The organism is Trinickia sp. EG282A (assembly GCF_040965455.1).
In the GTDB taxonomy this organism is placed as follows: Bacteria; Pseudomonadota; Gammaproteobacteria; order Burkholderiales; family Burkholderiaceae; genus Trinickia; species Trinickia symbiotica.
This window is the reverse complement of record NZ_JBFRCC010000001.1, coordinates 1,142,304-1,158,667: the sequence shown is the minus strand read 5'-3', so window position 1 is coordinate 1,158,667 and position 16,364 is coordinate 1,142,304. Positions and strand designations below refer to the sequence as shown.

Here is a 16,364-nt window from a genome sequence, read left to right as displayed (position 1 = left end):
ATAGGTGATTCGTCGCGTCACGCGGATCGTCGCACCCGCCGTCGCGGTTTGCCTGGCGTTGTCGTGCGCCGAAAAAACTGCTGCGGCCGAGCCTCGCTTCGAGTTCGGCGTCATTTCCGGCACCATGCGAAGCGCGGCGGACGAAGCGATGACGCAACAGCTTCTCGATGCCATCGGTCTCGAGCCGAATATCGCCTTCGTCGTCTATGACGGCAATCTCAAGAGCGCCTCTGAGCGATGCGACGATGCCGTTTACGAGCAGCGGCAGCAAGTGCTCGAAACGTCGCGCGTCCCACTTGTCGTCGTTCCCGGGCAGCACGACTGGGCCGATTGCGACCGCGCGCAAGCAGGAGGTTACGACCCAACCGAGCGTCTCGACTTCTTGCGGCAGACCGTGTTCGCCGATAACTCCGCGTCGCTCGGGCAATCGACGCTTGCGCTCACCCGTGAAAGCGAAGTCGCACGATTCCATGCCTATCGGGAAAACGTACGCTGGCAAGTCGACGACACCCTATTCGTCGGCCTCAATGTGGTCAGCGGAAACAATCATTACTCGAATGCCGGCGGCCGTAACGGCGAATACGACGACCGCGCCATCGCGACGGCGTTCTGGCTCGAGCATGCAGCCGAATACGCGCGGCGCCGCCGCGCGCATGCGCTCGTCGTCTTCATCGAGGCAGCGCCCGATTTCGAGCGCTATGAGCGTGCGGATCGATTCTCGTGGCTCAGATTCGACCGCAACAGGCCTCGCGATGGCTATCTGGAATTCAAGCGAAGCCTGGTGAAAGCGGCCCAGATTTTCCGAGGGCCGGTAATCGTCATTCACGAAGGGTCGAAGCCCCTGCCCCACGGCTTTTCAATCGATCAACCACTCTTTGACGACAAGGGCGACCGTCTCGCGAACCTGACACGGATCGCAATCGGGCCGCACGACCCGGTGACGCAGTGGATAAAAGTCGATGTGAATTTCGCGAAGGCGCCGCCATTATTGGTGTCGCTGAGACGGATGCCGAAGACCCCGCCTCAACCCGCTTCGCAACCGCCCGCGGCGCCGCTCGAACCGGCTCCGAGCGCTTCGGGCATCATGCCGGTTCCGCCGCCGGTCCCACCGTCGACGCCGGCCGCCGAGCCCCCGCTGCTACCCAGGTCGGCAGAGAGAGAGCCGGCGACGACCCCGCCACTCATTGCGCCCACCATCGCGCCTGAGCTGAGTCAGCCGCCGGCCGGCATGCCGGGCCGCGGTTCAATGCAAGGTGGGAGCTGACGAGTCGTCCTCGTCCTCGTCTTCGTCGTCGAGAACTTCGATGCCTTCCGCGCCGTGGGCGTGCGCATGCTCTATCTCGTCCGCCGTGGCCGGCCGAACTTCCTTCACCGTCAGGGCGAAGCGCAGCGCCATGCCGGCAAGCGGATGATTTCCGTCGAGCACGACTTTGTCTTCGGCCAGATCCGTCACCGTGTAGATCAGCGCGTCGATCTCGTCGTCGCTGTCCTCTGGCGTTCCTTCGAACTGCATGCCCACTTCGAGCGGCTCCGGAAACCGACTGCGCGGCTCGATCTTCACGAGTTCGGGATCGTACTCGCCGAACGCATCCTGCGGCTCGAGTTGGATCTGAGTCTGGAACCCCGGTTCGTGTCCATCGAGCTCTTCCTCGATCTTAGGGAACGTGCCATCATAGCCGCCGTGCAGATAGACCATCGGCTCTTCGCTTTCCTCGATCAGGTTGCCTTGCGCATCCGACAGCTTATAAGCGACCGACACAACGGTGTTCTTCGCGATTTTCATCAAACTCTCCCAAAATACGGTCTCATTATACGATGCCGAAGCGGCCCCTCGACCAACCGACCTCCCCCGCCGCTCCCTCCCGTTCCGCCGTTTCACCGCCCGCGCCCGACCAGCCGACCCCGCTTCTCGCCAACCTGTCGCCCTCGCAATTCATGCGGCGCCACTGGCAGAAAAAGCCGCTGCTCGTGCGTCAGGCCCTGCCCGGGATCGTCCCGCCGTTGTCGCGCGACGAACTGTTCGAGCTTGCCGCGAGCGATGAAGTGGAAGCCCGACTCATCTCGCATTTTCGCGGCGCATGGCGTCTCGAACACGGTCCTTTCGGCAGTGACGACCTGCCCGGCCTCAAGCGCCGCGAATGGACGCTGCTCGTGCAAGGTGTCGATCTGCACGACGACCGCGCCCGCACGATGTTGGACCGGTTCCGGTTCATTCCTGATGCGCGGCTCGACGACCTGATGATCTCGTATGCCACCGACGGTGGCGGCGTGGGACCTCATTTCGATTCGTATGATGTTTTTTTGCTGCAAGTGCACGGGAAACGGCGCTGGCGAATCTCCGCGCAAAAAGACCTAGCATTGAAAGATGGATTGCCATTGAAAGTTTTACAGCATTTCGAACCGGAAAACGAGTGGGTGCTCGAACCGGGCGACATGCTTTATTTGCCGCCGCACATTGCGCACGACGGAGTGGCAATCGGCGAGTGCATGACCTGCTCGATCGGCTTTCGTTCCCCGTCGGCCAGCGAACTCGTCGGCCAGTTCCTCTACCATCTTGCCGAGCGAGGCTCGGCGGCGCGGCTCGCTCATCCAGATGGGCGCTACCGCGACCCGGCGCAAGACGCCGTGACGCGCCCAGCGCAATTGCCGCAGGCCATGATCGATCAAATCGGCGCGATCCTTGCTCGCATCCGTTGGGATGAAGGCGACGTCGCATCATTCATTGGCAGCTATCTCAGCGAGCCCAAGGCGCATGTCGTTTTCGACCCGCCCCAAATAGGCGCCAGCGTTGGCACATTCACGCGCGAGGCAGCGCGAGGGGGCGTCCGGCTCGATAGGAAGACAGCATTGCTCTATGGCAAGCGCAGTTACTTCATCAATGGGGAGGAACATCGGCTGCCGCCGCGTAAAAAGTGGCTCTTGGAGCTTGCCGATGCACGCCGCCTCGAAGGGAAACGCTTTGTAACACTCTCTGATGATTGGTCAATGACAGCGTTGCTGCACGAATGGTATCTTGCCGGCTGGGTTCGGATCGGCGCATTTGCGTGACAGGGTCCCCCACCCGGAGAAAACGTGAAATTTTGTATGTGAAAGGCAACGTATTGACCCCGGTTTGTCGACGGTCAGTACGAAAGTGCATATAATTTCCGCCCAAGCCGTGGGGAAGATTCACGCTCTGATGTGCGTCCCACCAGCGGCTCAAGGTTGGTGTTGAAGCACATTACCGGTAATATTTCGCGCTGTTGCTTACCTTTAACCATAAAAGGACGTGATCATGAAGAAATCCCTCCTCGTTGCATCCCTGTTGGCTGCCGTGGCCCTGGCTGCGTGCAACAAGAGCAGCGACCAGAACGCTGCCGCGCCGGCCAGCGATACGTCGGCCGCTTCTGCGCCGGCCGCCGCTGCTTCGGATACGGGTGCTGCTTCGAGCGCTGCTGCCGCAAGCGAGTCGGCTCCTGCTGCTGCTCCCGCTTCGGAAGCTCCGGCCGCGTCCGCTGCAGCTCCGGCCTCGGGTGCGAGCCAGTAAGCTCGCCGCCTTCATGGCAAGAAAAAACCGGCCTGCGGGCCGGTTTTTTCTTGGCCTTCACGCCTGATTCCGCTTGGGCTAACCGCCAACCAGTTCAAGCCAGGCGAATCCCTCCTCCTGCGACGCGACGACGACGTCGTCGGCCGACGCGCTCAGCACCGTGGCCAATGCGGAACGAGCCAACGCCGGAAGGTTGTTCTGTTGACTCAGATGCGCGGCGACGAGATGCTTCAATCGCGTCCGGTCCAAGGCCGCGAGAATCTCCGCGGCCGCATCGTTGCTCAAATGCCCATGTTTGCCGCCGATCCGCGCTTTCAACGATTGCGGATAACGGCTGGCGGCCAGCATGCCGAGGTCGTGATTGCATTCGAGCACGAGTCCGTCGCAACCGCTCAGCACCTCCGTGATATGCGGCGTGGAAACGCCGACGTCAGTGAGCACACCCAAGCGATTTACACCGTCCGAAAAGACAAATTGCAGCGGCTCGCGCGCATCGTGCGGAACCGTATAAGGACAGACCTGCAAATCGCCAATGGCGACGGTCTCATCGCCCCAGAGCACGTGCAAATCGACGTTGGCTTCGTCCGCACCGACCGCACGCGCCGTTCCCCAACTCGTGTAGAGCGGTAGCGCCCATTTGCGCGCGACCGTCAGCGCGCTGCCAATGTGATCGCTATGTTCGTGGGTGATGACGATCGCATCCAGTTGCTCGATGCAGCGGTCTAGACGAGCAAGGCGCCTTTCGAGCTCTTTGGTCGAGAACCCGCAGTCGAGGAGCACGCGCGTCGTCGTCGCGCCGCTTTGGGCCTCGACGATCAGCGCATTGCCCTCGCTGCCGCTGCCTAAGCTGGCAAAGCGCATCGCACGTTCAGTTCAGCTGCGCGTGCAGCAACGTCAAAATCCGCTGTGCCTCGGTGGACGTCACGACGTTGCCGCTGGTGTCGACGATCGACACCTGCGTTTGCGTATCGCTCGTCGGCCGTACGTTGACAAGGAACTGAGGGCCCTGCTTATCGGCCGTCGGCTTGCGGTAGAACAGCTTGCCGAAAAGGCCATCGCGCTTGAGCTCCTCGGCCGAGTCCGCGTAGCGGACGTAGTAGATCCCCTTCGCGCGATCGCGGTTGTCGACGGTAAAATTCGTCCGATCGAGCGCAAGCCCGACACGCAGCCACGCCCGGTCGAACGACTCCGGCAGATCGAGGCTCGTCTCGCCCCCGCTCATCTGGATCTTCGCGGGCGCTGCGGCAGGTCGCGCGTTGGCCAGCAGTTCCTTCGACTGCGCTTCGGTCAAACCGAACTTCTGCATCATCTTCGTCAGGAACACGGCTTCGAGCACCGGGTTGCGCGGCCGCTCGACCCAGCGCGAAGAGTCCTTGTCCTGCCCCGTCAGTACTTCCTCGAGCGCGCTATGCGTGATAGAAATGTCGGTCGCGCCATCGGGGCCGCGCGCGACGAGCGTGCGAAAACGATCACGCGTGCCGGACGAATAGGCGAAATCGATCAAACGCCCGACGGTGCGGCGGAACCAGTCGTCGGGAATGTTCGCGCGATTCTCCGCCCAGGCCGTTTCCATGATGCCGGTGGCTGGCGCATCGGTTGCCAGTGCGAAGCCATTCTCCTGCCAAAACGCCTGAAGCTGAGGCCAGAGCTGGTCCGGCGAGCGGCCGTCGACGACGAGCCAGCGGCGGTCGCCATCGCGCTCGATATGCATACCATAGGGATCTTGCGCGCTCGGCACGCCTTCCGTCGCATTGCCGGCGACAGTCTTGTTGCGCTCCGGCGCACCGCCCAGCGCCGCGCCCACGGGCGGGGCCGTGTACTGCTGCACCGGCGCGGCGGCAGTCGTCAGATCGCCCGGCACTTTCAGGGGCGGAGCGGAGCCCGTCGCCTTGTAATCGACCTTATCGCCGGAGAACCAGTCGTTGAGGGTGTCGCACCCGGCAAGCGTGGTGCTGAACGCAAGCACGAGCGCTGCCGTGCAGACAGCGCGAGTGGAAAAATCGGAACGTTTCATGGAGCCCTTCGTGATTGCCAAGCGCATGCCAGCCGCGGCCAAGCGCGTCAGTCGAGAACGACGTCGGTTAGTTGAATTCAGTTGCGGTTGCCGGCTCGCCCCCGAGCGGCCGGCATCGTACCCGACGCTTCAGCGCAGCGCGCCTGCCTCGCGCAATGCGGCACGCACGACTTCGTGGTAGCGCGCATCGAGCGGCGTCAAAGGCAAACGGATTCCCCCCTCGATTCGCCCCATTTCCTGAAGCGCCCATTTCGCCGGAATCGGATTCGATTCGACGAAGAGATTCTTGTGCAGCGACAGCAAGCGCAAATGAATTTCGCGCGCCGTCTTCGCATCGGCCGCGAGTGCCGCTTTGCAGAGCTCGCTCATCGCGCGCGGCGCAACGTTCGCCGTCACCGAAATATTGCCGTGCCCGCCGAGCAGCATCAGCGCGATCGCTGTCGGGTCGTCGCCGCTATAGATGGCGAAGTGGGCCGGTGCGGCCTTGATGAGATGCGCCGCACGATCGATATTGCCCGTAGCCTCCTTCACGCCGACGATCCCAGGAACCTGCGCGAGCCGAAGGATCGTCTCGTTGGACATGTCGGCCACCGTACGGCCCGGCACGTTGTAGAGGATCACGGGAAGATCGACGGCCTCGGCGATCTTCCGGAAATGGCGGTAGATGCCTTCCTGCGTCGGCTTGTTGTAATACGGCACGACTTGCAGCGTGGCGTCCGCGCCGACCGACTTTGCGCGCTCGGTCAACTCGATGGCCTCGGCCGTCGAGTTGCCGCCTGCGCCTGCGATTACGGGGATGCGGCCCGCCACCTGCTCGACGGCCGTCTTGATCATGAGAACGTGCTCCTCGACCGTCAGCGTGGCCGATTCGCCGCTCGTGCCGACGACGACGAGCGCATTCGTCCCCTCTTCGATCTGCCAGTCGACGAGCTTGCGAAATGCCGCCAGATCGAGTCCGCCGTCTTCGTGCATCGGCGTGACGATTGCAGGAATGCTGCCGCGAATCCGTACGCCGCCGGAGGTGCTGCCTGATGTGCCGTTAGCCATGAAACGCGATGAATTCGATTCTAAAAGCGCGATTGTAGCGGATTGGCCGGCCGAAATCGTAACGGTGCCGACCCTGAGTCCTTACGAGTATGCAAGCCCCATCGCCTCTCGCACGTCGCGCATCGTCTCGGTGGCGAATTTTCGCGCCTTGTCGCAGCCGTCGGCGACGATTGCCCGCACGAGCGAGGGATCGTCCATATATTTTTGCGCGCGCTCGAGCATCGGCTGCTGCTCGCGCAGGATGCCCTCGATGACGGGCTGCTTGCACTCGAGGCAGCCGATCCCGGCGGAACGGCAGCCCTTCTGGACCCACTGATGAGTCGCCTCGTCGCTATAAACCTGATGCAGTTGCCACACCGGGCACTTATCGGGATCGCCCGGGTCAGTGCGCCGCACGCGCGCCGGGTCGGTCGGCATCGTGCGGACCTTCTTCGTGATCGACTCGGCATCCTCGCGCAGGCCAATCGTATTGCCGTAGGACTTCGACATCTTCTGACCGTCGAGGCCCGGCATCCGCGAAGCCTCCGTCAGCAACACCTGCGGCTCGACGAGAATGATCTTGCGTGTGCCTTCGAGGTAGCCAAAGAGGCGCTCGCGGTCGCCCATCGACAAGCTTTGCGATTCCTGCAGCAGCGCGCGGGCTCGCTCGAGCGCCTCGTCGTCGCCCTCCTGCTGATAGGCGTTGCGCAACTCCTGATAGAGCTTCGAGCGCTTGCCGCCGAGCTTTCTGACGGCTTCGATCGCCTTTTCCTCGAAGCCCGGCTCGCGCCCGTACAAATAATTGAAACGCCGCGCGATCTCGCGCGTCATCTCGACATGCGGCACCTGATCTTCGCCGACCGGCACGAGCGATGCCCGGTAGAGCAGGATATCCGCGGCCATCAGCACCGGATAGCCGAGAAAGCCGTAAGTCGACAGGTCCCTGTCCTTCAGCTTCTCCATCTGCTCTTTGTACGTCGGCACGCGCTCGAGCCAGCCGAGCGGCGTGCTCATGCCGAGCAGCAACGCCAGCTCCGCATGCTCGGGAACGCGGCTCTGGATCAGTAGCGTGGCCTGGCTCGGGTCGATGCCCGAAGCAAGCCAATCGATCAGCACTTCCCAGACGTTGTTCTCGATGATGTCCGGTGTTTCATAGTGCGTGGTCAGCGCATGCCAGTCGACGACGCAAAAAAAGCATGGGTACTCGGCCTGCAGGCGCACCCAGTTCTTCAACACGCCATGATAGTGGCCGAGGTGCAGCGAACCGGTGGGACGCATGCCCGAGAAAATGCGGTCAGGAAACATGGTGTCAGTTCAGGAACGAGGCGAAAGGGGCCAGGATGGCGGTCAAGGCGTCATAGCCCAGCGAGACGAGCGGCCTCAGCCAGATCTTCGTCAAGAGGCCGGATATGACGAGCACCATCACGATCGCGAAGCCCCAAGGCTCGAGCCGTGCCAAGCCGATCGCCTGGCGCGGCGGCAACAGTGCGACGAGGACGCGCCCCCCGTCGAGCGGAGGGAGCGGAAACAGATTCAACACGCCTAGCACGAGATTGACGCCGACGCCGCCTGCCGCCATTCGAGAGAAAAACGGCTCGTCGACCGAGAAATAAGCGAGCGCCACGCCGATCAGCGCCCAGAGCAGCGCCTGCACGAAATTGCAGGCCGGACCGGCGAGCGCGACCCAGAGGCTCCCCCAACGCGGGTTGCGCAGATTGCGGAATGCGACGGGCACCGGCTTCGCGTAGCCGAACATGAACGCGCCGCCCGTCATGAAATAGAGCAGCAGCGGAATCGCGATCGTCCCGAGCGGATCGATATGGCGCATCGGATTGAACGACACGCGCCCCATCATGTAGGCGGTGTTGTCGCCAAGCAGCCGGGCTGCATAGCCGTGAGCGGCCTCGTGCAGCGTGATCGCGAAGACCACCGGCAGCGCGTAGACCGCGATCGTCTGTATCAAAGAAGAGAAATCCATAGCGGGGCCTATTGTAACAAGGGGGCCAAGGCGTGACGCCTCTCGGCCGGACGGCCAGCGTGCGTGGCCGCGTTATTTCATCGTTTCCTGATCGAAGCCCCTAGCTGGCGCGACAATATCGCCATTCACGCCGCCGTCAGACCGAACGGCTCGAGCGAGCCGCACCCTGCGCGCACGAGCACGGGCTCGTCGCCGGTCAGATCGATGACCGTCGAGGGCGCGCGCAGACACGCCCCTGAGTCGATAACGAGATCGATCTGCTTTTCGAGCCGGGCCCGGATGTCCTCCGGCTCGTTGAGCGGCTCGTTGTCGGGGGGCAGGATCAGCGTCGTCGCGATGAGGGGCTCGCCGAGCGCCTCGAGCAAGGCGAGCGTGATCGCATGATCGGGCACGCGCAGGCCGATCGTTTTGCGCGACGGGTGCGACAAGCGTCGCGGCACTTCCTTCGTCGCCTGCAGCACGAACACATAGGGTCCGGGCGTCACCGACTTGATGAGCCGGAACTGGTGATTGTCGACCATCGCGAACGCCGCGAGCTCGGAAAGGTCGCGCACGAGCAGCGACAGATGCTGACGCTCGTCGAGCCCGCGGATGCGGCGCAGACGCGTCACGGCTTCCTTGTCGTCGAGGCGGCACCCGAGCGCATAGCTCGAATCGGTCGGAAGCGCGATCACGCCGCCTTCCTTGACGATCTGGACAGCCTGCGCGATGAGCCGCGGTTGCGGGTTGTCGGGATGGATCCGGAAGAATTGGGACATGGGTCGAAGGTCGTCGGTAAGCCGGGCGTCGGCACGGGCCCGGGACTGCATTCGATGCCGCGGTGAACCGGCTGGCTCGCCGCTCAAGGGGCCGCGCCGAAATCGAGCATTCGACGGCCGACCCAGGCGTTTTTCCTTTCGTTCGAGGATTGAGCGGACGCTAGAACCAGCGCTCCCAGACAGGCTTGAGACCGGCCGGCAACGGCGGCAGCTCGCCGAGCTCCACTCGGCCCTCGCCCGGCGCGTGAAAATCCGATCCGCGCGACGCCTCAAAGCCGAAACGGCGCGCGACGTCGGCGTACTCGCGGTACTGATCGGGCGTGTGGCTGCCCGTCACAACCTCGATGGCCTCGCCGCCCAGGTCGATGAACGTCGAGAAGAGTTCGTCGAAGGCGAGCGGCGTGTACTTGTAGCGGCCAGGATGGGCGATCACCGCGACGCCGCCCGCAGCCTTGATCCAGCGAAGCGCATCTTCAAGGCTGGCCCACCGGTGCGGCACGTAACCCGGCTTGCCTTCGCCCAGGAAACGGTCGAAGACGTCGGCCGTCGATTCGGCGAAGCCCTTTTCGACGAGAAAGCGCGCGAAATGCGTGCGCGAAACGAGATCGGGGTTCGAGACGTAACGCAACGCGCCCTCGTAGGCCCCGGGAATGCCGACCGCGTCGAGCGCCGCCCCCATTGCTTCCGCGCGCGTGCTGCGGCCGTTGCGCGTGGCATGGAGCCCTTCGACGAGCGCCGGGCAGTCGGGATCGATGCCGAGCCCGACCACATGCACCGTTTTCATCGCCCAAGTCACGGAAATCTCGACCCCGGCTAGGTACCGCATACCGAGCGCCTCAGCCGTCCTGCGCGCCTCGGCTTGGCCACGCACCTCGTCGTGATCGGTCAGCGACCAGATCGTCACTCCTCCCGCATGCGCGCGCCGCGCTACGTCGGCGGGCGCGAAAAACCCGTCGGACACGTTGGAATGGCAATGCAGGTCGGCGTTCATGTGGTTCGATGGGGCCCAAAAACCGTCTTCTCATTTTACTGCAATGCGGCGCGCAACTTCGAACGCCGCGAAGTCCGGCACCCCGCGCCGACGAGTTTTCGCAGGCGTTCGATCAAGCGCAAAACGCCTCGATCAGCGCCGCGATCCGCTCCGGCTGATCGTGATGAAGCATGTGGCCCGCGTCCTCGATCAGCTTTTCGCGCCAATCGCGGAACGCCTGAAAGCGAGCTTTGAATTCGGCGAGCGGAATCGCGCCCGCCAGCCTCGCGAGGGTCGGCGAGGCAACCGCCTCGACGTGCAGCACCTTCGCGCTGACGTTGGCCCATATCGCCATCACTTCGTCGAGCCGATAAAGGAGCGGGCCGTGCAGCTTGTGCGCCGGATCCCCCAGCAGCATGTAGCGGCCGTCCTCGCCGCGCCGCGACCAGTGCTGCGCCAGAAAAAACGCGCGTTCGGGCGCGAGGCGCGGATTGGTCTTGATGAGCCGCGCCGCCACGTCGTCGAGCGTGCCGTAGGTCTTGAGCGACGGCGGCGCGCGCAGGTCGTCGAGCCATGCGGCAACGCGCCGCGGCGCGTCCGCCGCTCGCGCCGGCGCAAGGCCGAAGCCCTCCAGATCGACGACGCGGCGCACGCGCTCCGGGCGTACGCCCGCATAAAGGCAAACGACGTTCGCGCCCATGCTGTGGCCGACCAGGTTCACCTGCCCCGTCGGCGCGTAGTGATCGAGCAGCGCTTCCAGATCGGCCAGGTATTCATGGAACCAGTAATGCCCGCCGCCGCGCGCCGCCACGGGCCAATCCGACAGCCCGAACCCACGCGCGTCGGGCGCGATCACCTGCCAGTCGCCGGCGAGCGCATCCGCGACGAACTGAAAAGACGCCGCCACGTCCATCCAGCCATGCAGCATGAATAACGCTGGGGCGCCGCGATCGCCCCAGCGCCGCACATGGAGTCTGACGCCGCGAACGTTGACGAAATCCGATTGGGAGAGGTTCATGGGAGAAGCGCCCGAAAAAAGAATGATCGTTCGATTATATCGGCGCCCCAATGACGTTGCTCGAGGAAGCGCTCGAGTCACGCGGCGATTCGGCGACCGGCTACGTCGCGCCCGTTCCGTCGCCCGGATCCGCCTGCGCGGCCAAGGCGGCGAGCTCGGCCTCGTCGAAGCCGGCGTCGCGGCGCGCCTCGAAGTTGAACGGGCCGCGCAAGCGAGGCGCATGGTATTGGTCGGCGAGGCGCAGATAGGTCGGGTGCGGGTCGAGCGAGCGCGTCTCGCAGAGATAGCGGAACCAGCGATTGCCGATCCGCACGTGGCCGACCTCGTCGCGCAATATCACGTCGAGGATCGCGGCCGAGTCGAGATCTCCCGCCTGGACGAGCCGCGCGCGAATCGGCGGCGATGCGTCGAGACCGCGCGCCTCGAGGGTGCGCGGCACGAGAGCCATGCGCGCGATCACGTCGCCGCGCGTGCGCTCGCACATCTCCCAAAGCCCGTCGTGCGCAGGCAGATCGCCGTAAGCGTGGCCGAACTCCGCAAGCCGCGCCGCAAGCAGCGTGAAGTGATGGGCCTCTTCGGCAGCAACACGCAACCAGTCGCCATAGAACGGTTCGGGCATGTCGGGAAACCGCCAGACGGCGTCGAGCGCGAGATTGATCGCGTTGAACTCGATGTGCGCCAGCGCATGAAGCAGCGCGGCGCGCCCCTCGCGCGATTGCATGCCGCGGTGCCGCAAAAGCCGAGGCGCAACAAGCGTCGGGCGCTCGGGGCGCCCGGGCAGGCCGTCCGGCTCCTCGATCCGCTCTTGCGACAGACAGACGAGTTCGCCCGCCAACCAGCGCGCGTGCAATGACCGCACCGAGTCGGCTTTCGCCGCCGGGTCACGAGCAACGAGCGCTGCGAGCGACAAACGGCGCAGCGACTCGCCGCGACCGATCTGGGCACCGGGAGGCTCAGAGGAAACGGCGACAGAAGTCGAAGAAGGCCAGTTACCCATTTACAATAGATGGTTCGACACCCGCGTCGTTGCCCGACGCGCACTGCCGATCGGCAAATGATGTGCCGCGCGGCGCCGGCCCGACAGGAGAATTGAACTGTGGCGATGTACAAGCTGGGCGAACACGCCCCGACGATTCACGAGAGCGTTTTCGTTGCCGACACGGCAACCATTATCGGTCAAGTGACGCTCGACGAGAACGCGAGCGTCTGGTTCGGCGCGGCGATCCGCGGGGATAACGAGCCGATCGCAGTCGGTGCCGGCAGCAATATCCAGGAAGGCGCGGTGCTCCATACGGATCCCGGCTACCCGCTCGTCATCGAAACCAACGTCACCGTCGGTCACCAGGCGATGCTACACGGCTGCACAATTCGCGACGGCGCGCTCATCGGAATTCAGGCCATCGTCTTGAATGGAGCGGTGATCGGCCGCAACTGTCTGGTCGGCGCAGGCGCCGTCGTGACCGAGGGCAAGGTATTTCCGGATCGGTCGCTGATCCTCGGCGCGCCCGCGAAGGTCGTGCGCCAGTTGACGGACGAAGAAGTCGCGCGACTCGAAAGCAACGCCGCGGGGTATGTGCAACGCCGCGCGCTCTTCAAGGAGCAGCTCGTGCGTATCGGCTGAGCCGCGCCGCGCCACCGGCCGCCCGCTCAGGCGGCCGGAGAGCCCAGTATCGATGTTTCGAGGAAAAGCCGTGGAAGATCAGTTGCAGAAGTTCATGTTCAGCACCGCGCCCGTGCGCGGCGAAATCGTATCGCTGCGCAATACGTGGCGCGACGTGCTGACACGCCGCCGCTATCCGGCGCCGGTACGGGACATTCTCGGGGAAATGATGGCGGCTTGCGCGCTGCTGTCGGCGAACCTGAAGTTTGACGGCACGCTCATCATGCAGATTTTCGGCGACGGCCCCATCAAGATGCTCGTGGTCCAATGCAGCTCGGCGCTCGCCATGCGGGCCACGGCGAAGTTTTCCGACGACCTCGCAATCGAGGGAATCGCCGCGGAGCCTCCGCCCTTTGCCGAGCTGCTCAACGCAAGCGGTCATGGCCGGTGCGTCATCACGCTCGATCCGCGCGAAAAGCGCCCGGGTCAGCAAGCCTATCAGGGCATCGTGCCGCTCAACGGCACCGACGGGCCGCTGCAATCGATCGCCCAGGTGCTAGAACACTACATGCATCACTCGGAGCAGCTCGATACGCGACTCTGGCTCGCCTCCAACGACGAGCGGGCCGTCGGCATGCTGTTGCAGAAGCTCCCCGGCGACGGTGGAATCGTGCCGCACGCGGGCGAACACGATGCCGACACGTGGGAGCGGGTCTGCGTGCTCGGTGGGACGCTTTCGCAAGACGAACTGCTCAACGAAGAACCGCAGACGCTCTTCAAGCGACTTTTCTGGCAAGAGAACGTTCAGCACTTCGCGCCCGTCGCCGCCCATTTCGAGTGCAGCTGCTCGCGAGAAAAAGTCGGCTCGATGCTGAAGATGCTTGGACGGGGCGAAGTCGAAAGTGTGCTCGACGAGCAAGGGCACGTCGAGATCCACTGCGAGTACTGCAATCAGCGCTACGAGTTCGACCCCGTCGATGTAGCCCAGTTGTTCGCGGCAAGCGGCGTATCGACAGGCGTCACGCCCGCCACGACCCAGCGCCACTGAGCGGCGCCGCCGCGCCGCTTCTTAGGGAGGCTCAGCATGAACCCGTCGAAACCGGCACGCGCCCTACTCTCGCCGCCCGGCCCGTTGGCCGTTGCTACCATCGGCGCGCTGGTCGTCTGCGCCGCGCTCGCCGGTTGCGTCGTCGCCCCGCCGTCCGGACAGGTTTTGAGCCGGCTGCCGCCCGATCAAGTCGGCGCGTCGCGGTCTGCGCACCCGCTTACCGATGCGGAAAAGAAGCGTTACGACGAAATCGACAAGCAAGTCCTCTCGGAGCAAAACGAAGCCATGGCGGCCGACGCGTGGGCACGCTACTACATGCCCTATTACTCGCCGCCGGTCGTCTACGGCGGGTATGGCGGCTATTACAGCGGATGGGGGGCGGGATACTACAGCCCCGGCTATTATCCGGGCTGGTGGTGGTAAGGGGGCACCCTTTAGGGGCCCCGGGAGGAAGTCCCTTTAGGGACTCGCCGGCGTCCACTGACGCTCGAGCTTGTTCGCCTTCTTGAGCGCGCTGGCTAACGCTTCGGTTTCTCGCCCGCCTGCTTTTTGGCGCCTTTCTCGGCCTTGCCGTGCGCCGGCTTGACGCGAGAGACGGGATTCGGCACGACGGCGACGGGCGCGGCCGACACTTGCCCGCGCGTGGAGGTTTCGGCGCTCACGGACGCTGCGGCAACCGTGCTCGCCGCCGAATTCGGCGAGACGAACTGAACGAACACCTCGCCGTCCTTGACCATCCCCATTTCATAGCGAGCGCGCTCTTCGACGGCTGCCGTGCCGGCTTGCAGGTCTTGGACCTCGCCTTCGATCCGCTGATTGCGCAGCTTCTCGTCGGCGTTTTTCTTTGCTTGCGCGTCGAGCGCCTCGCGTAATTCATGCACGCGCAGCCAGCCACCGTGCCCCCACCAAAGCGGAAACTGAATCAGCACGAGCAGGACGACAAGAACGACAGTGACGAGCCGCATGCGAAAAGGCGCCGTATAGTCAACGCCGCCGCGAACGCCCCGAAGGTAATGCCCTTGGGGAACGAGTCGCGCGGCGGCGGGCGGAAAGACCGATAAAAAGAACGAGTCAGCTCGTCAACGGAGGTTATAGAACGTCGACTTGCCGGGGTAGCTTGCGATATCGCCGAGATCTTCCTCGATGCGCAGCAACTGGTTGTACTTCGCGATGCGGTCGCTGCGCGAAAGGGAGCCCGTCTTGATCTGACCGGCGTTGAGGCCCACGGCGATATCGGCGATCGTCGAATCTTCCGTTTCGCCCGAGCGGTGCGAAATCACGGCCGTATAGCCGGCCCGCTTGGCCATCTCGATCGCGGCGAACGTTTCCGTCAGGGTACCGATCTGATTGATCTTAATGAGAATCGAGTTGGCGATGCCCTTCTCGATGCCTTCCTTCAGGATCCGCGTGTTCGTGACGAAGAGATCGTCGCCGACGAGTTGGATCTTCTTGCCGAGCCGGTCGGTCAGGAGCTTCCAGCCGTTCCAGTCGCTTTCGTGCATGCCGTCTTCGATCGAGACGATCGGGAATTTGTCCGCGAGCGTGGCGAGATAGTCGGTGAACTCGGCCGACGACAGTTGCAGCCCCTCGCCCGCAAGCTGGTACTTGCCGTCGTGGTAGAACTCGCTCGCCGCGCAATCGAGCGCCAGCAGCACGTCTTCGCCCGCGCGATAGCCGGCCTTCTCGATCGCCTGCAGAATCGTCGAGAGGCATTCGTCGTTGCTGCCGAAGTTGGGCGCGAAACCGCCTTCGTCGCCGACGGCCGTGCTCATGCCGCGATCGCCGAGGATCTTCTTCAGCGCATGGAAAACTTCGGCGCCGCAGCGCAACGCTTCACGAAACGTGGGCTGGCTCACCGGCACGATCATGAATTCCTGAATGTCGAGGCTGTTGTTCGCGTGCGCGCCCCCGTTGACGATGTTCATCATCGGCACCGGCAACTGCATGGCACCCGAGCCGCCGAAGTAACGGTAAAGCGGCAGCCCGGCTTCCTCGGCCGCGGCCTTCGCGACCGCGATCGACACGGCCAGCATCGCGTTCGCGCCGAGGCGCGACTTGTTGTCCGTGCCGTCGAGCTCGAGCAGCGTCTTGTCGAGGAACGCCTGCTCGGAAGCGTCGAGCCCCATGATGGCTTCGGAGATCTCCGTGTTGATATGCTCGACCGCCTTCAACACGCCCTTGCCGCCATAGCGACCGGCTTCGCCGTCGCGCAACTCGATTGCCTCGCGCGAGCCTGTCGACGCGCCAGACGGCACCGCCGCGCGACCCATCGTGCCCGATTCGAGCAGCACATCGCATTCGACGGTCGGGTTGCCGCGCGAATCCAGGATCTCACGGCCAATGATGTCTACGATTGCACTCATGTTTTCCTCTAAAAATGACGTTCAATTCCGCTTATGACGTGGAGCTGCGCTCGCTCTTTCGTT

Annotated in this window: 18 protein-coding genes; 6 read left to right on the top strand and 12 right to left on the bottom strand. The window is 63.9% G+C overall.

The features are described 5' to 3' along the window. The first annotated feature begins 52 nt into the window (after positions 1–52). Positions 53–1,264 (top strand): hypothetical protein, encoded by a 1,212-nt coding sequence (locus AB4Y31_RS05360; protein ID WP_368673455.1) that lies wholly within the window; start codon positions 53–55, stop codon positions 1,262–1,264. Here AB4Y31_RS05360 and AB4Y31_RS05355 read toward each other — a convergent pair. Next, a complete protein-coding gene (locus tag AB4Y31_RS05355) occupies positions 1,244–1,783 on the bottom strand; it encodes a peptidylprolyl isomerase (protein WP_018440189.1) in 540 nt (179 codons plus the stop codon). The genes AB4Y31_RS05360 and AB4Y31_RS05355 overlap by 21 nt on opposite strands. A 32-nt stretch (positions 1,784–1,815) precedes the next feature. On the opposite strand from AB4Y31_RS05355, the gene AB4Y31_RS05350 reads away from it, so the two are divergent. After that, positions 1,816–3,048, top strand: a complete 1,233-nt coding sequence (locus tag AB4Y31_RS05350; protein WP_368673002.1) for a cupin domain-containing protein — start codon at positions 1,816–1,818, stop codon at positions 3,046–3,048. Positions 3,049–3,274: 226 nt separating this feature from the next. Next, the gene (locus AB4Y31_RS05345; protein WP_035468533.1) at positions 3,275–3,526 is read left to right on the top strand and encodes a hypothetical protein; all 252 of its coding nucleotides are present in this window, start codon (positions 3,275–3,277) and stop codon (positions 3,524–3,526) included. A gap of 78 nt (positions 3,527–3,604) precedes the next feature. Here the strand turns inward: AB4Y31_RS05345 and AB4Y31_RS05340 are convergent, their stop codons facing one another. From AB4Y31_RS05340 to AB4Y31_RS05300, 9 genes are all read right to left on the bottom strand, one after another. Next, a complete protein-coding gene (locus tag AB4Y31_RS05340) occupies positions 3,605–4,387 on the bottom strand; it encodes an MBL fold metallo-hydrolase (protein ID WP_368673001.1) in 783 nt (260 codons plus the stop codon). A gap of 7 nt (positions 4,388–4,394) precedes the next feature. Further along, positions 4,395–5,540 (bottom strand): outer membrane protein assembly factor BamC, encoded by a 1,146-nt coding sequence (bamC, locus tag AB4Y31_RS05335; protein WP_368673000.1) that lies wholly within the window; start codon positions 5,538–5,540, stop codon positions 4,395–4,397. A 129-nt stretch (positions 5,541–5,669) separates the two neighbouring features. Beyond that, positions 5,670–6,587, bottom strand: a complete 918-nt coding sequence (gene dapA, locus AB4Y31_RS05330) for a 4-hydroxy-tetrahydrodipicolinate synthase (protein WP_368672999.1) — start codon at positions 6,585–6,587, stop codon at positions 5,670–5,672. Positions 6,588–6,668: 81 nt separating this feature from the next. Beyond that, entirely contained in the window at positions 6,669–7,871 is a 1,203-nt protein-coding gene (locus tag AB4Y31_RS05325) for a tryptophan--tRNA ligase (protein WP_368672998.1), read from the bottom strand. 4 nt (positions 7,872–7,875) lie between these two features. Further along, positions 7,876–8,544, bottom strand: a complete 669-nt coding sequence (locus AB4Y31_RS05320; protein ID WP_018440195.1) for a site-2 protease family protein — start codon at positions 8,542–8,544, stop codon at positions 7,876–7,878. Positions 8,545–8,669: 125 nt separating this feature from the next. Further along, the gene (locus AB4Y31_RS05315) at positions 8,670–9,302 is read right to left on the bottom strand and encodes an L-threonylcarbamoyladenylate synthase (protein WP_018440196.1); all 633 of its coding nucleotides are present in this window, start codon (positions 9,300–9,302) and stop codon (positions 8,670–8,672) included. 160 nt (positions 9,303–9,462) lie between these two features. Beyond that, entirely contained in the window at positions 9,463–10,293 is an 831-nt protein-coding gene (locus tag AB4Y31_RS05310; RefSeq protein WP_018440197.1) for a 3',5'-nucleoside bisphosphate phosphatase, read from the bottom strand. Positions 10,294–10,405: 112 nt separating this feature from the next. Next, entirely contained in the window at positions 10,406–11,290 is an 885-nt protein-coding gene (locus AB4Y31_RS05305) for an alpha/beta fold hydrolase (RefSeq protein WP_368672997.1), read from the bottom strand. Positions 11,291–11,390: 100 nt separating this feature from the next. Beyond that, positions 11,391–12,287, bottom strand: coding sequence for a ferritin-like domain-containing protein (locus AB4Y31_RS05300; RefSeq protein ID WP_368672996.1), 897 nt, complete (start codon positions 12,285–12,287; stop codon positions 11,391–11,393). Positions 12,288–12,386: 99 nt separating this feature from the next. On the opposite strand from AB4Y31_RS05300, the gene AB4Y31_RS05295 reads away from it, so the two are divergent. The 3 genes from AB4Y31_RS05295 to AB4Y31_RS05285 all read left to right on the top strand — a co-directional run bounded on the left by AB4Y31_RS05295 (position 12,387) and on the right by AB4Y31_RS05285 (position 14,361). Beyond that, positions 12,387–12,911: a gamma carbonic anhydrase family protein gene (locus AB4Y31_RS05295; RefSeq protein ID WP_026229582.1), complete on the top strand. Its 525-nt coding sequence runs from the start codon at positions 12,387–12,389 to the stop codon at positions 12,909–12,911. Positions 12,912–12,981: 70 nt separating this feature from the next. After that, positions 12,982–13,938 carry an Hsp33 family molecular chaperone HslO gene (locus AB4Y31_RS05290; protein ID WP_368672995.1) on the top strand — a complete coding sequence of 319 codons (957 nt, stop codon included), beginning with the start codon at positions 12,982–12,984 and terminating at the stop codon, positions 13,936–13,938. Positions 13,939–13,974: 36 nt separating this feature from the next. Beyond that, complete coding sequence (locus AB4Y31_RS05285) at positions 13,975–14,361, top strand: hypothetical protein (protein ID WP_368672994.1); 387 nt, start codon at positions 13,975–13,977, stop codon at positions 14,359–14,361. Positions 14,362–14,456: 95 nt separating this feature from the next. Here AB4Y31_RS05285 and ftsB read toward each other — a convergent pair whose 3' ends face one another. Together ftsB and eno are read right to left on the bottom strand one after the other, a co-directional pair. Then, on the bottom strand, positions 14,457–14,903 hold the full coding sequence (gene ftsB / locus AB4Y31_RS05280; RefSeq protein ID WP_018440203.1) for a cell division protein FtsB: 447 nt from the start codon (positions 14,901–14,903) through the stop codon (positions 14,457–14,459). A gap of 114 nt (positions 14,904–15,017) precedes the next feature. Continuing rightward, positions 15,018–16,301, bottom strand: a complete 1,284-nt coding sequence (gene eno, locus AB4Y31_RS05275) for a phosphopyruvate hydratase (RefSeq protein ID WP_018440204.1) — start codon at positions 16,299–16,301, stop codon at positions 15,018–15,020. Between the last annotated feature and the right edge of the window lie 63 nt (positions 16,302–16,364).